The following is a 13,829-nucleotide window of genomic DNA, read 5'->3' as shown; positions in this document are numbered from 1 at the left end:
CGTTTAGCCGCCAGATGTCAGACTAGCGCCGTTGCTGCGGATGACATCCCGATACCAGTAAAAACTCTTTTTGCGGCGACGCACCAGACTGCCTGCCCCGCTATCGTCACGATCGACATAGATAAAACCGTAGCGTTTGGACATTTCGGCGGTTGACGCGCTGACCAGATCGATCGGCCCCCAGCTGGTATAGCCCATCACCTCGACGCCATCGTCAATGGCTTCGCCGACCTGCACCAGATGATCGTTGAGATAACGGATGCGATAATCATCGTTGATGCTGCCATCGGCTTCGACCTGGTCTTTGGCGCCCAGACCGTTTTCAACGATAAACAGCGGTTTCTGATAGCGGTCATACAGCTCATTGAGCAAATAACGCAGCCCAAGCGGATCGATCTGCCAACCCCATTGCGAACTGGCCAGATGCGGGTTCGGCACCATCTTGAGAATATTGGCGCGGGCGCTGTGGTTGTGCGCCTGGTCGGCGGTGCTGCAACCGCTCATGTAATAGCTGAAAGAAATGAAATCGACGGTTTCACGCAGCGCCTGGCGATCGTCATCAGTGATCTCCAGCTGGACGCCGTTTTCACGGAAATAGCGCTGCATGTAGGCCGGATAATAGCCGCGTGCCTGCACATCGCCAAAGAACAGCCAATCCCGGTTTTGACGCTGGGTTGCCAGCACGTCCTCTGGCCGGCAGCTCAGGGGATAGACGATACCGCCAAGCAGCATATTGCCGATTTTGCCGTCAGGTATGATGTCATGGCAGGCCTTGACCGCCTTGGCGCTGGCCACCAGCTGATGGTGGATTGCCTGGTAAATCTCGCTTTTACTGCTGTCCTCCGGCAACCCGACGCCGGTGAACGGCGCGTGCAACGACATGTTGATTTCGTTGAACGTCAGCCAGTGCTTGACCTGGTGTTTATAGCGTTCAAACACCGTGCGCGCATAGCGTTCAAAGAAACCTATGGTCTGGCGGCTACCCCAGCCGCCGTATTTTTGCGTCAGGCCATACGGCATTTCGTAATGCGACAGCGTAATCAGCGGCTGAATGCCATATTTCGCCATCTCGTCAAACAGCCGCTGGTAAAACGCCAGCCCTTCTTCGTTCGGCGTATCTTCATCCCCTTGCGGAAAAATGCGCGTCCAGGCGATGGAGGTACGCAGGCAGGTAAAGCCCATTTCGGCAAACAGCGCGATGTCTTCCGGGTAGCGGTGATAAAAATCGATCGCCACGTCTTTAATACCGCTGTCGCCGGCAACGCGCGGCGTAATCCCGCCAAAAATGCCCTGCGGTTGGGCGTCGGAGGTCGACAACCCTTTGCCATGCGCCTGATAGGCGCCTTCTACCTGATTGGCGGCCACCGCGCCGCCCCACAGAAAGTGCTGAGGGAATTTACTGGTCATTGCATTCTCCTGTTAACGTAATAACGTCAGCAACGGTGCCTGTTCCGGCACCGCAGCGGCGTCAGTGGCCAGCACGTCAACGTAGTCATCGCTGTTGCTGATGATGATTGGCGTGGTGGTGTCATAGCCGGCGGCGTGGATCGCCACCTGGTCAAATTCAATTAGCAACTCGCCCTGCCTGACGCGATCTCCCTGCTTCACCCGTACGCTAAAATGCTGCCCATCGAGTTTCACCGTATCGATACCGACGTGGATCAGCACCTCGATACCGTCGTCCGAGGCGATACCGATAGCGTGTCCGGTGCGAAACAGCGAGGCTACCCGCCCGTCAACCGGAGCCACCACCCGCCCGCAATGCGGCACGATAGCCACACCTTTACCCAATAAGCCGCTGGCGAAAGTGGCATCATTGACCTGCTCGAGCGGCAGCACATCACCGGCCAGCGGGCTGGCAACGGTCTGCTTACGCTGCAGCGGCGCGGGATGGAGCGGTGCATCGGCGGTGGCCGGTGGTGGTGTCGGCACGCCAAACAGGTAACTGGCGGTAGCGGCAATCATGAACGACAGCAGCGAACCGATGATTGCCCCCCACACCGTCGCATCCAGGCCGCCGCTCGGGATGATTTGCGCAAAGGTAAAAACGCTCACCAGTCCGAACGAATAGGTCGCGGTATGGAAATAACCCACCACCGCACCACCGATCGCGCCGCCGACGCAGCCAAAAATGAACGGGCGTCGGTTCGGCAGGTTAACGCCATACACTGCCGGTTCGGTGATGCCGAAAATACCGGCGCTGACCGCCGATCCTGCCAGCACCCGCAGCCTGGCGTCACGAGTGCGCAGCATCACGCCAAGCGCTGCGCCGGTTTGCCCCATCACCGCCGGTAGCAGCAACGGAGCCAGCGTATCGCGGCCCAGCACGCTCAGGTTGTTGATCATCAACGGCACCAATCCCCAATGCAGACCAAAGATCACGCACACCTGCCACAGCGCCCCCATCAATGCACCGGCCACCAGCGGGTTAACCGCGTACAGGCTTTGATAACCATTGGCCAGCAGGTGGCTGAGCCCGGTCGCTACCGGCCCGATCAGCAGAAACGTCAGCGGCACGACGATCGCCAGACAGAGCATCGGCGTGGTGAAATTGCGCAGCGAACTGAACACCAGCCGGTTGAACCACGGCTCCAGCTTGCACGATACCCAGGCGGCAAAAATGATCGGGATCACCGACGAGCTGTAGTTGATAAAGGTAATCGGCACGCCAAAGAAATATTCCCGGGCAGCACCAGGCAACTGGCTGCCCTCAAACGCGGCGAGCATCAACGGGTGAGTCAAGGCTCCACCAATCGCCATGGTGATGAACGGATTACCGCCAAATTTTTTACCGGCGGTATACCCCAGCATGATCGGGAAGAAGTAAAACAGCGCGTCGCTGGCGGCAAACAGCAGGCGATAGCTGCCGCCGTCGGCCTGTAACCAGCCGACGGTCAGCGTCAGTGCCAATAAGCCTTTGAGGATGCCAGACGCCGCCATGACGCCGATTAACGGGGTAAAAATGCCGGACACCACGTCGATAAAGCGGCTGAACAGACCGTCCTTTTTCTCCTTCGGTGCCGCTGTGGCGTCGCCATCGAGGCCCGCAGCCTGCTCCAGTGCGGCGTAAACCTCGCTGACGTGATTGCCGATCACCACCTGAAACTGGCCGCCGCTCTCCACCACCATGATCACCCCGCTATTGTTCTTCAGCGTCGCCGCGTCCGCCTTGTCGCGTTGGTGCAGTTTGAAGCGCAACCGTGTCGCACAGTGTTCCAGGCTTTTCACATTGTCGCGGCCACCGACACCGGCCAAAATCTCACTGGCTAACTGTTGATATTTCATAAGGTTATTCCTTGATTTCTGATATCACCCGGCCGCCAATACGCTGTTGGCCAAACACGGCGGCGGAATTCGGCGCAAAAAAAAACCTAAACCTCGTCGCCTCTGCGCCCATTCAAAGGGCAACAGAAGCACGAGATTTAGGTTTTGCCTGCCGAAGCAGTAACAACCCTAACGCGGCTGAAAAATGACGTTAACACCGTGTTTTTGCCGCGACAAGCGTTTGTGGCGGCAAAGCGCAAAAATGTGATCCGCTATGCAAAACGCCGGTTAATGGGCGAAATAGTGCATGCCGCCGTCCACCGGGATCACCGTGCCGGTAATGTAATGGGCCTGTGGCGAGCACAGGAACGCCGCTAACCAGGCGACGTCTTCGGGTTCACCAAAGTAGCCCATTGGAATGTGTTGCTTGCTATAGGCTTGCCGCGCTGCCTCGGTCGGATACAGCGTTTCGCAGATCTGCTCACTGTTGATCCGCCCCGGCTGCAAGGTATTGACGGTAATGCCCTGCGCCGCCACGTCGCTTGCCAACCCTTTGGCCCACAGGTGGATTGCGCCCTTGGCCGCGCTGGCGGCATTCAGGTTACGGGGTTCCATCGAGCCACTGAGATTGATGATGCGCCCCCAGCCCTGCGCCTGCATCCCCGGCAACAGCGCCTGGGTCAATCGCCGGGCAGGGGTGAAGTTCAAGGCAAAGGCTTCTTCCCAGACGGCATCGCTGGCGTCAAGCGCGGTCGGTCTGGCCCCGCCCATCGCGTTGATCAGAATATCGCAGTGGCCAACCTGCGCCGCCAGAGCGGACAACTGCGCAGCGTCGGTGAGATCGGCGCTTATCACCGACGGCCGTTCAGCGCCCTGCCTTTCGACCTGGTCGGCCAGCGCCAATAGCCTCTCGGTACGCCGTGCGGTGGCGATCACCTTTGCACCCTGCGAGGCAAACACCCGTACCATGCCGGCACCGATGCCAGCGCTGGCGCCGGTGATTAACACGGTGCACCCCTGCAAGCGTAAATTCATAAGATATCCTAATTGAACAACTCACTTTAATGACTGAACAATGGCATTGAACCACACTCCTTTGTGTGTGAATATTCCACAAAACCGCAACGGTATTGTGCAGGAATTCACTGATGATCGATTGGCAGGATTTAAAACATTTTGTGGTACTGGCCCGTAGCGGTTCATTGAGCGCCGCGGCGCGTGAACTGGGCTGCGATCATGCCACCGTCGGGCGTCGGGTGGCGGCGCTGGAAAAATCCCTCGCCCTGCCGCTGATTACCCGCCTGCCGCGCAGTACGCCGCTGACCCAACATGGTCGGGTGATTGCCGGCCTGGCGGCGGAGGTCGAACAACAGACGCAGGCCATCGAACGCTACGTGCGTGCCACGGCGGAAACCCGGCAGGCGACGGTGCGCGTCAGCGCGCCACCGTCGGTGGCCGCCCGGGCGATCGCGCCACGCATGGCCGAATTTCAGCAGGTTTATCCGCATATTACGCTGGCGCTATCCGGTGAGGCCCACCTTGCCGAGCTGGATCGCGGGGCGGCCGATATTGCCGTGCGCATGGTTCGGCCACAGCAGCCGGATCTGCTGACCCAACGCATCGGCATCATGCGCTATGCGCTTTACGCCGCCCCTGACTACGCCAGCTTACCCGAGGCGGCGCACCGTTTTCTCACCTATGACGCCCGCTACCGGCAACAGCCGCATCAGCAGTGGTTGCAGCAGTTAGTGAACGATCGGCCGGTGGTGTTTCAGGCCAGCGATCTGTTTTCCCTGATCGAAGCGGCACGTTCGGGGCTGGGTGCTACCGCTTTGCCGACGTTCGTTGCCGATGACGACCCACTATTGATAAAACTGCCCACCGCCATACCCGCGCCAACGCGCGAACTGTGGCTGGTGACCTACCCCGATCTGGCACGCGCGCCAGCCATTCGGGCGGTGATGACGCTGTTGTCCGACAGCGTAGCGCAGAGTTGCCCAATTTCGCTCTAAAACATCAGAGAAATTAATATTAACTGGACAAGGATAATGCAGCGGGCTAATACTGGGCCTCTGCGTAACTTGTTTAGGATTGAAGCGCCATGGCATTGCGTTCTGAGATGGGCAGGATTTTGATCACCGGCGCGGGTGGCCGCGTTGCTACAGCATACCGGGCGGCAATGGCAGGCCGTTATCCACTGCGGCTGGCGGAGCGGGACATCGGCCTATTGCACGATATCGGTGCCAACGACCAGGTGCTGGCCTTTGACATCACCGATCTGCAAGCCTGCCGCGCCGCCTGCGCCGGCATCGATACCGTGCTGCATCTGGCGGCAGATCCGTCACCGGACGCGAATTTTTGCGACTCGTTGAAAGACAACAACATTCTCGGCACCTTTAATATCTTCCGCGCCGCCAAGGATGCCGGCTGTCGGCGCGTGGTATTTGCCAGCAGCGCCCAGGCGGTAGAAGGCTATCCGCTGGATTATCAGGTACGGCCGGACGATGCACCACGACCAAAGAATCTGTATGGCGTCAGCAAGGCGTTCGGCGAAGGCATCGCCGCCTACTTTGCCCACCAGGAAGGCCTGTCCGCCCTGTCGGTACGCATCGCCAACTTCACCACCCTGTGCGCCGGTCAGCAGCTCAGCGCCCGCGACATGAGCGCCTTTCTCAGCCACCGCGACGCCGCCGATCTGCTCGATCGCTGCATTCGCGTTACCGACGTCTCCTACGCGGTGGTGCACGGCGTTTCCAACAACCGCTATCAGCGCCTGTCGCTGGAAGAAACCCGCCAACTGCTCGATTACCAGCCGCAGGATGATGCCTTTGCCCTGCTCGGTTTTGTCTAAAGCTTGCTGTCGATACGCTGCAACAGGTACGGGAAGAACGGGTTGGAGGCAAGACGCATCAGCGAATCCATATCGACCACCAATACCGAACGCTCCCCACGCGCGGCAATGGTGCCGAGGCTGATGCCAAATTCGGCACGCTGCGCCGGGAAACGGCCGTAAAGCGAATCGTCGATCGGGAACGGCAACGCCACATGCGACAACGAATAGATATCCGCAGGGTAGGCAAGGCCGAGCGGCTGTTGGCGTTCCGCCACCGCTCCGGCCTCGGTAATATGCGCTACCGCCTCGCTGCTTTCCGGCGATCGGTTGGTGATTACCGTGGCGCGGTAACGACGCGGCGGCGGCGGCAACAGCTGGTTTACCGCATCGGCGGCATTGGGCCGCAGCAGCGGCCCGAAATTCACCGTGCGATTGACGTCAAACAGCACCAGTTCGCTGCCGTTGGCCGGCAAGACATTATACAGCGCGCGGATCACCGCCCGGGTACTGACGGTGGAGTCCATCACCGATTGGAAGGTCAGCACCGGTGGCAATGCCGCCAGCTTGCCATCACGGCCAAGCCGGGCGATCTGCTGTTGCAGCGCATTGCTGAGCAAATAGGACTGGCGCGCGCCGTTGACCGGGAACGAGTTGTATTTAAACGGATTGAATTCCGGCAGTATGCCGAGCCACGCCGCTTTGGCGAACGCCGGGAACACCGCCGGCCAACCGGCGATGCCCGCAAAGCGGGCGAAGTGGGTGACGCCTATCATCGGCGAAATCAAAATCAGCCGCTGCGGCGGTGCCAGTTCGGGATCTTCCAGCGCATCCAGCGCATATTTCATCGCCAAGGCACCGCCGTTGGAAAAACCGACGATATGCAGCGGCTTGTCCGCGCCGATACGCTTACGCGCTTCGCGCACCGCCAGTCGGGTGGCCGCCAGCCAGTCCTGCCATTCAATGGCAGTCAACGCGCCCGGTACCGTGCCATGCGCCGGCAAGCGAATGCCAACGGCGACAAAGCCGTGCTGCCGGTAATTGTCGGCAATATGCCGCAGGCTATACGGTGAGTCGGTCAGCCCATGCAACAACACCACCGCGCCACGCGGTTCCCCCGCCGGTAACAGTTGATAAGAACGATTCCAGTCACGGGCAAAATGCGCGGGATAAATCGGGCTGCCGCTAAAATAGCGGTTCAGGGGAATACGTTCGCCAGCCTCCAGCCGATCGCTGACGTTGGTTTTCACCTCGGCAAACACCCGCTGTTCAGCGGCCAGATAGGCCGGCCAGTCGGCACCGTCCACTTCGTCGCCGCTCATTTCGTGTGGCACAAAGGTATGCCACGGTTCCAGCGCCGGACCTCGCTCGGTGTCGTAAACTCGCACGGCAAGCAGCGTGATCAGGATCGTCACCAACACCAGCGTCAGTCGTTTGAGCCATTTAGCGATCGCCTTGGAGGGCATGGGTACTCCTGATACGGGGTTTACGGATATTCGCGCTGATTATATACAAGATTAGCGCCAAGGGGGCGGCGGCGGGCGGCAATGACGCGCAAACGCGCCAGCGGTCAGATCGGCGATTGGCGCAATGCGCGCAGATGGGTGGCGATGCCCCAATGTTGCAGCGCCAGTTCGCCGTCGGTGGCATCAATAATCGAATAACCACAGTTGGGATGGCCATATTTGCCGGTTTCTTCGCGCGGATTGGCCCCCTGTAAATGCCAGATCAGCGACTGTAGCGCATGGCTGTGGGTTACCACGCCGACGGTGGCATTGCCGCCAAGTGCAAACTCGCCAAAGAACGACAATAAACGCTGCACCACCTGCAGCGCCGACTCGCCCTGCGGCGCAGCCGCTGTCGGCACGCCGGTAAAAATACGCTTGACCCCATCGGGGTCACAGGAAAAAGCCTGATGATAAGGCCGCCCCTGGTAACAGCCGAAATGCTGTTCACACAAGCGCTCGTCGCTGCTGACGACACAGTGGCAATGTGCAGCCAGCGCCTGCGCGGTGGTCATCGCACGGCCGGCCGGTGAACTGACGATGTGGGAAAAGGCGCAATCTTTCAAGGTGGCCATTAACGCGGCGATCTGCCGATGGCCGTCGGCTGTGACCGGGCTATCCAGTTGCCCCTGGATGATCCCGTCCCTGTTTCCTTGCGATTCAGCATGCCTGACGACGATAAAGCGCATAGCCCCTCCTCCGTGATGAAGGTAACTATAGACCATGCGGATAAAAATGCGGGGGTGATGACCGGCGGTGTTTGGCAACCGACGCCAACGCAAAACCGCCGGTGCTGAATCAGCAGCAACCTTAGCGTGCGGAGAAGGTTACCGCCACGCTGTGCCTGCCAACGGCGGTTGCCAGCGCGAGCGATAACATACGACGCTATTTCATCACTACGCGCCTCAGTGAAATCGGCCACGCCCGCTAGGGCGCGGCCGGATCGGATTACTGCAAATTGCGGTTAAAGAACGTGCTCAGCTTGGCAAACGGGATCAGATCGGTGCGGTCGTACAGGTCAACGTGACCGGCTCCCGGCACGATGTACAGCTCTTTCGGCTGGCCGGCACGCCGGTAGGCATCTTCGCTGAACGCCTTCGAATGCGCCCGATCGCCGGTAATAAACAGCATTGGCCGCGGTGAAATGCTCTCGATATCGTTAAACGGATAGAAGTTGATAAACTTCACGTTGCTGGTCAGCGTCGGGTGCGTTGTCAGCAGTGCCGAGCTGCCCTGCGGGGTAAACTCACCGCGCGCGGTACGATAGAAATCGTAGAACTCTTTCTCGATGGCGGAAGCGTTGTCGTCGATTTTATGCACCGAGCCGCTGGTGTATTGGGTTTCGCCACCGGTGAACTCCACGTAACGCTGCTGTGCCGCATCGGCGATGATTTTTTTGCGCTGTTCCAGCGTTAGTGAATGGTTCAGCCCGTTGCGGTTGGCCGAGCCCATATCGTACATGCTGACGGTGGCAATCGCCTTCAGACGTGGGTCGATCTTCGCCGCGCTGATGGCAAAACTGCCGCTGCCACAGATACCCAGCACGCCAATACGGTCGCGATCGACGTACGGACGCGTACCGAGATAATCCACCGCGGCGCTGAAGTCTTCCGCATAGATGTCCGGTGAAACCGCGTTACGCGGCTGGCCGGCGCTCTCGCCCCAGAAGGACAGATCGATCGCCAGCGTGACAAAGCCCTGCTCCGCCAGCTTTTGCGCATACAGATTCGAACTCTGCTCCTTTACCGCTCCCATCGGGTGCCCGACGATAATCGCCGGGTGGCGGGTTTGCCGATTCAGATCGTTCGGCATGAACAGATTGCCGGTAACCGTCATCTGGTACTGGTTCTTAAAGGTCACCTTTTGCTGGCTGACCCTGGTACTTTTATAAAAATTGTCTGCGCCGTTAGACATATCGGCGCCTGTTGCCGCAAACGAGCCGATCAACAGCCCTAACAGCAGGGAAAGTCTTTTCATCAGTAGATCCTCAGTGGGTTTGATGGGTATCTTTACGCGACGTCAACAACGTCAGCATCGCTGCCAGCAGCAATAACGTGCCGCTGACGGTGAAAGTGCTTTGATAACCAAGATGGTCAAATGCCAGTCCACCGACGGTGGAACCCACGGCAATCGACAGCTGTACCATGGCCACCATCAGACCGCCGCCCGCTTCGGCGTCGTTCGGCAAGGTCCTGGCGATCCAGCTCCACCACCCGGTAGGGGCGGCGGTGGCGATCAGCCCCCACAGACCAAGCAGCGGCGCGACCACCCACAGGCTGTGGCCAAAGGCGATCAGCGTGGCGGCAATTGCCGCCATCAACAGCGGAATGGCTATTAGCGTCGGGTAGAAACCGGCATGCAGAAAACGGCCGATCAACAGCGTGCCAATAACGCCCATCACGCCGATGGCCAGTAACATGAACGACAGGGTGGCGATATCCACCCGGGTGACCGTTTCCAGGAACGGCCGCAGGTAGGTGAATAACGCAAACTGCCCCATAAAGAACAGTCCGCAGGCCAGCAGGCCCACCGCCACCAACGGGTTGGCAAACAGGCGGAAAACGCTGCCACGGCGCTTGGTGTCGTGATCCACGCTCATCGTCGGCAGGCTGAACCACTGCCAGATAAAGGCCAGCGCCGCCACCGGCACCAGGCAGAAGAACGCGCCACGCCAGCCGATAACCGAACCCAGATAGCTGCCGAGCGGTGCCGCGATCACCGTAGCCAGCGCGTTGCCGCCGTTGAACACCGCCAGCGCGCGCGGCACCTGATGCTGCGGCACCAGGCGGATCGCCGTAGCGGCCGACAGCGACCAAAAGCCGCCGATGGCGACGCCGATCAAGGCGCGGCCCATCATGTAAATCGCATAGTTGGCCGCCAGTGCGATCACCGTGCCGGACACCGCCATCAATGCGGTCATGCCCAACAGCAGCAGTTTGCGGTTAACAGTGCCGGCCAGCGTTGAAATCGACAGGCTGGTCAACACCGCAAACGCGCCGGAAATGGCAATCCCCTGTCCTGCCAGCCCTTCGCTGACGGATAAATCCCCGGCGATCGGCGTCAGCAGACTGACGGGCATAAATTCCGATGCCACTAATGCAAATACGCACAGCGTCATGGCAAACACCCCACTCCAGCAGGCATGCCGGTGATGGCGCGGCGCGTCATTCGATAATGTGGACATAAAACGCTACCTCCGAATCAGCCTGCGGCCGTTTTCAGACAAGCCGGGGCCGGACGCTATTCACGGGAATAACGTCAAACAATGAATGTAAAAAGGAAGACGTGGGCCAGGGCGTTTATTTGCCGTCACGTCATGCTGATTGGAATTTTTACACGCGGGGAGTAGGCTGACTAGCTAATGAATACTTAATGAGCTTATAAGCTATAGTTATTAATAACCCGGGAGATAGCCGATGAAACGCAACCTCAACGATCTGCTGTATTTTGTCACCGTCGCCCGTGAAGGCAGTTTTACCCGTGCCGCCGCGCAATTGGGCGTGACCCAGCCCGCCCTCAGCCAGGCGATCTCGGGGCTTGAAGAACGTATGCAGATCCGCCTGCTGACGCGCACCACCCGCAGCGTGTCGCCCACCGCCGCCGGAGAACGGCTGTTGCAGGCCATTGGTCATCGCATCGATGAAATTGAAACCGAACTGGACATGTTGACCGAACTGCGCGACAAACCGGCGGGAACGGTGCGTATCACCTGCGGGCCGGATGTGCTGCGCACCACGCTATTGCCGAAGTTGACGCCGCTATTGCATCAATATCCGGACATCCATGTCGAATTCGACGCCAACCACGGGTTTCGCGATATTGTCGCCGACCGTTTTGATGCCGGTGTGCGTCTTGGCGATACCATCGATAAGGATATGATCGCCATCCCGATCGGCCCCAAGCTGCGCATGGCCGCCGTGGCGTCGCCGGACTATTTTTCCCGCTATCCACTACCGCAGACCCCGCAGGAACTGACACGGCATCAGTGTATCAACCAGCGCATGGTCCGGTCCGGTGGGCTGTACGTCTGGGATTTTGATCAGGACGGCGGCGATCTCAACGTGCGCGTCAGCGGGCAACTGACGTTCAATACCTCGGAGCATATTGTCGATGCCGCACTGGCCGGACTCGGGATCGCCTTTCTGCCGGAGGAGGAGTTTGGCACGCATATCGCCGACGGACGTCTGATCCGCGTGCTAGAGCCGTGGTGTCGGCCGTTTCCGGGATATTACCTGTACTATCCCAGCCGCAAGCAGCCTTCGCCGGCGTTTTCACTGGTGGTTGAGGCGCTGCGCGTCAGGCAAAAACGTCAACCTGCCGCCGGCGCCAGATAAGCATCGCTTGGGCGTCAAGGCCGCCGCATAACGCGGCGGCACCGGGCTTAACCAAGACGGCGTTTGATCTTTTCCACCATCATGCGAGTGGAAATGCCATAGCGATCGTGCAGCGTCGGCAGCGCACCGGCCAGCAGGAACTCATCGGGCAGGCCGACGCTATCCAGCTCGCAGCGCACGCCTTGACGCATCAGTAGCGCCGCCACCGCTTCGCCCAGACCGCCGATACAGGTATGATTTTCTGCGGTAATCACCAGACGACCCGGCTTCGATGCCTGCTCAATAATGGTTTTTTCATCCAGCGGTTTGATGGTCGGTACGTGCAGCACCGCGACGGCGACGTTGTCGGCACGCAGTTTCTCCGCCGCTTCCAGGGCGCGCATGGTCATCAGACCGGAAGAGATGATCAGCACATCATTGCCATCCTCCAGCAGTTTGGCTTTGCCCAGCTCGAACTGATAGTCATATTTATCCAGCACCAAAGGCACTTTGCCACGCAGCAAGCGCATATATACCGGGCCACGATGATCGGCAATCGCCGGTACCGCCTGCTCTATTTCCCGCGCATCGCAGGGATCGATGATGGTCATGCCGGGGATGCCGCGCATGATCGCCAAATCTTCCGTTGCCTGATGGCTAGGCCCGTAACCGGTAGTCAAGCCAGGTAAGGCCGCGCAGATCTTCACGTTCAAATGCTCTTCGGCGATCACCTGATGGATAAAATCATAGGCTCGACGGGTGGCAAATACCGCGTAGGTGGTGGCGAACGGGATAAATCCCTCTTTCGCCATGCCACCTGCCGCGCCCATCAGCAATTGCTCCGCCATCCCCATCTGGAAGAAGCGCTGCGGGAACGCCTGAGCAAAAATATGCATATCGGTATACTTGGACAGGTCGGCCGACATGCCGACGATTTCCGCACGTTCAGCCGCCAGCTTCGCCAGCGCAACGCCGAAAGGTGCGGCGACGGTCGGCTGGTTTTCATCGGCAATAGACGCGATCATTGCCGAGGTTTTTAAACGGGGTTTTTGCGTAGTCTGGTTCATTGCAGCGCTCCTTCCGGTTGATTGGCATCCAGTACCGCAATCGCCTGTTGCCATTCGTCGGCATCGACGCGAATAAAGTGGTTTTTATCCCGGGTTTCAAGGAACGGAACGCCTTTGCCCATCAAGGTGTCGCAAAGAATCACCCGCGGCTGTTCCCCCTGATGATCTTTCGCCTGGTCAAAAGCGCGGATAACCGCGGCCAAATCGTTGCCGTCAACCCGCTGTACATACCAGCCGAAAGCCGCCCATTTGTCCTGCAACGGTTCAAAACCGAGGATCTGGCGCGAATCCCCGTCGGCCTGCTGTTGGTTAACGTCGACAATATTGATCAGATTGTTCAGGCCATAGTGCGCCGCCGACATCGCGGCTTCCCAGGTCGAGCCTTCATCCAGTTCACCATCCGACATCGAGTTATACACCCACGACCGGCTGTGCTTTTGCCGCAGCGCCAACGCCATGCCGACGGCGATCGACAGCCCCTGCCCCAGCGATCCGCCAGACATTTCCATCGCCGGCGTATAGGTGGCCATACCCGACATCGGCAGACGGCTGTCGTCGGAACCATAGGTTTCCAGCTCCTCTTCGGGAATGATCCCTGCCTCCAGCAACGCCGCGTAGTAGGCGATCGCGTAGTGGCCATGAGAAAGCAGAAAACGATCGCGCCCCTCCCAGTCGGGATCGGCTGGCCGATAGGTCATGGCATGGCTGAAGGCGGTCGCCAGCACATCGGCATAGCCCAGTGCCTGACCGATATACCCCTGCCCCTGAACTTCTCCCATGCGCAGGGCATAACGGCGAATACGCCATGCCGCCGCCGCGACCTGTTGCAATGCTGTCATCTTCATCCGAT

General features: G+C 59.3%; 12 protein-coding genes. 3 read left to right on the top strand and 9 right to left on the bottom strand.

Annotated features, from left to right (window positions below):
* Positions 1 to 3: 3 nt before the first annotated feature.
* From ACCC84_RS16420 to ACCC84_RS16410, 3 genes are all read right to left on the bottom strand, one after another.
* Complete coding sequence (locus ACCC84_RS16420) at positions 4 to 1,407, bottom strand: glycoside hydrolase family 1 protein (protein WP_198773589.1); 1,404 nt, start codon at positions 1,405 to 1,407, stop codon at positions 4 to 6.
* A 12-nt stretch (positions 1,408 to 1,419) separates the two neighbouring features.
* A complete protein-coding gene (gene bglF, locus ACCC84_RS16415) occupies positions 1,420 to 3,285 on the bottom strand; it encodes a PTS beta-glucoside transporter subunit IIABC (RefSeq protein WP_004957218.1) in 1,866 nt (621 codons plus the stop codon).
* A 267-nt stretch (positions 3,286 to 3,552) separates the two neighbouring features.
* Positions 3,553 to 4,299, bottom strand: a complete 747-nt coding sequence (locus ACCC84_RS16410) for an SDR family NAD(P)-dependent oxidoreductase (RefSeq protein ID WP_004957215.1) — start codon at positions 4,297 to 4,299, stop codon at positions 3,553 to 3,555.
* Positions 4,300 to 4,412: 113 nt separating this feature from the next.
* Between ACCC84_RS16410 and ACCC84_RS16405 the strand changes: the two genes are divergently transcribed.
* On the top strand, positions 4,413 to 5,276 hold the full coding sequence (locus ACCC84_RS16405; RefSeq protein ID WP_371902070.1) for a LysR family transcriptional regulator: 864 nt from the start codon (positions 4,413 to 4,415) through the stop codon (positions 5,274 to 5,276).
* Positions 5,277 to 5,365: 89 nt separating this feature from the next.
* Complete coding sequence (locus ACCC84_RS16400; RefSeq protein WP_371902069.1) at positions 5,366 to 6,115, top strand: NAD-dependent epimerase/dehydratase family protein; 750 nt, start codon at positions 5,366 to 5,368, stop codon at positions 6,113 to 6,115.
* Here the strand turns inward: ACCC84_RS16400 and ACCC84_RS16395 are convergent.
* The 4 genes from ACCC84_RS16395 to ACCC84_RS16380 form a co-directional block, all read right to left on the bottom strand.
* Positions 6,112 to 7,560, bottom strand: coding sequence for an alpha/beta hydrolase (locus ACCC84_RS16395; RefSeq protein ID WP_371902068.1), 1,449 nt, complete (start codon positions 7,558 to 7,560; stop codon positions 6,112 to 6,114). The two genes, ACCC84_RS16400 and ACCC84_RS16395, sit on opposite strands and share 4 nt — an antisense overlap.
* A gap of 104 nt (positions 7,561 to 7,664) precedes the next feature.
* Positions 7,665 to 8,288 carry a histidine phosphatase family protein gene (locus ACCC84_RS16390; RefSeq protein ID WP_004957201.1) on the bottom strand — a complete coding sequence of 208 codons (624 nt, stop codon included), beginning with the start codon at positions 8,286 to 8,288 and terminating at the stop codon, positions 7,665 to 7,667.
* 259 nt (positions 8,289 to 8,547) lie between these two features.
* Positions 8,548 to 9,576, bottom strand: a complete 1,029-nt coding sequence (locus ACCC84_RS16385) for an alpha/beta hydrolase (protein ID WP_004957200.1) — start codon at positions 9,574 to 9,576, stop codon at positions 8,548 to 8,550.
* 10 nt (positions 9,577 to 9,586) lie between these two features.
* Positions 9,587 to 10,783, bottom strand: coding sequence for an MFS transporter (locus ACCC84_RS16380; protein WP_198773585.1), 1,197 nt, complete (start codon positions 10,781 to 10,783; stop codon positions 9,587 to 9,589).
* A 232-nt stretch (positions 10,784 to 11,015) separates the two neighbouring features.
* Here ACCC84_RS16380 and ACCC84_RS16375 point away from each other — a divergent pair, with 232 nt between their 5' ends.
* Positions 11,016 to 11,933 (top strand): LysR family transcriptional regulator, encoded by a 918-nt coding sequence (locus ACCC84_RS16375; RefSeq protein ID WP_004957191.1) that lies wholly within the window; start codon positions 11,016 to 11,018, stop codon positions 11,931 to 11,933.
* 47 nt (positions 11,934 to 11,980) lie between these two features.
* Here the strand turns inward: ACCC84_RS16375 and ACCC84_RS16370 are convergent, their stop codons facing one another.
* Entirely contained in the window at positions 11,981 to 12,979 is a 999-nt protein-coding gene (locus tag ACCC84_RS16370; RefSeq protein ID WP_198773584.1) for a transketolase family protein, read from the bottom strand.
* Positions 12,976 to 13,824 carry a transketolase gene (locus tag ACCC84_RS16365; protein ID WP_004957186.1) on the bottom strand — a complete coding sequence of 283 codons (849 nt, stop codon included), beginning with the start codon at positions 13,822 to 13,824 and terminating at the stop codon, positions 12,976 to 12,978. The genes ACCC84_RS16370 and ACCC84_RS16365 overlap by 4 nt, the downstream gene beginning before the upstream one ends.
* Positions 13,825 to 13,829 lie beyond the last annotated feature (5 nt).

It is taken from the genome of Serratia odorifera, assembly GCF_041448735.1.
In the GTDB taxonomy this organism is placed as follows: Bacteria; Pseudomonadota; Gammaproteobacteria; order Enterobacterales; family Enterobacteriaceae; genus Serratia_F; species Serratia_F odorifera.
Note: the sequence above shows the minus strand (reverse complement) of the source record. Positions and strands in the feature narration are given on the sequence as shown.

Bases quoted from the DNA above. Each gene is read 5' to 3' on its own strand.
- ACCC84_RS16420 (WP_198773589.1), bottom strand. From the start codon at position 1,407: ATGACCAGTAAATTCCCTCAGCACTTTCTGTGGGGCGGCGCGGTGGCC.
- bglF (WP_004957218.1), bottom strand. From the start codon at position 3,285: ATGAAATATCAACAGTTAGCCAGTGAGATTTTGGCCGGTGTCGGTGGC.
- ACCC84_RS16410 (WP_004957215.1), bottom strand. From the start codon at position 4,299: ATGAATTTACGCTTGCAGGGGTGCACCGTGTTAATCACCGGCGCCAGC.
- ACCC84_RS16405 (WP_371902070.1), top strand. From the start codon at position 4,413: ATGATCGATTGGCAGGATTTAAAACATTTTGTGGTACTGGCCCGTAGC.
- ACCC84_RS16400 (WP_371902069.1), top strand. From the start codon at position 5,366: ATGGCATTGCGTTCTGAGATGGGCAGGATTTTGATCACCGGCGCGGGT.
- ACCC84_RS16395 (WP_371902068.1), bottom strand. From the start codon at position 7,560: ATGCCCTCCAAGGCGATCGCTAAATGGCTCAAACGACTGACGCTGGTG.
- ACCC84_RS16390 (WP_004957201.1), bottom strand. From the start codon at position 8,288: ATGCGCTTTATCGTCGTCAGGCATGCTGAATCGCAAGGAAACAGGGAC.
- ACCC84_RS16385 (WP_004957200.1), bottom strand. From the start codon at position 9,576: ATGAAAAGACTTTCCCTGCTGTTAGGGCTGTTGATCGGCTCGTTTGCG.
- ACCC84_RS16380 (WP_198773585.1), bottom strand. From the start codon at position 10,783: ATGTCCACATTATCGAATGACGCGCCGCGCCATCACCGGCATGCCTGC.
- ACCC84_RS16375 (WP_004957191.1), top strand. From the start codon at position 11,016: ATGAAACGCAACCTCAACGATCTGCTGTATTTTGTCACCGTCGCCCGT.
- ACCC84_RS16370 (WP_198773584.1), bottom strand. From the start codon at position 12,979: ATGAACCAGACTACGCAAAAACCCCGTTTAAAAACCTCGGCAATGATC.
- ACCC84_RS16365 (WP_004957186.1), bottom strand. From the start codon at position 13,824: ATGAAGATGACAGCATTGCAACAGGTCGCGGCGGCGGCATGGCGTATT.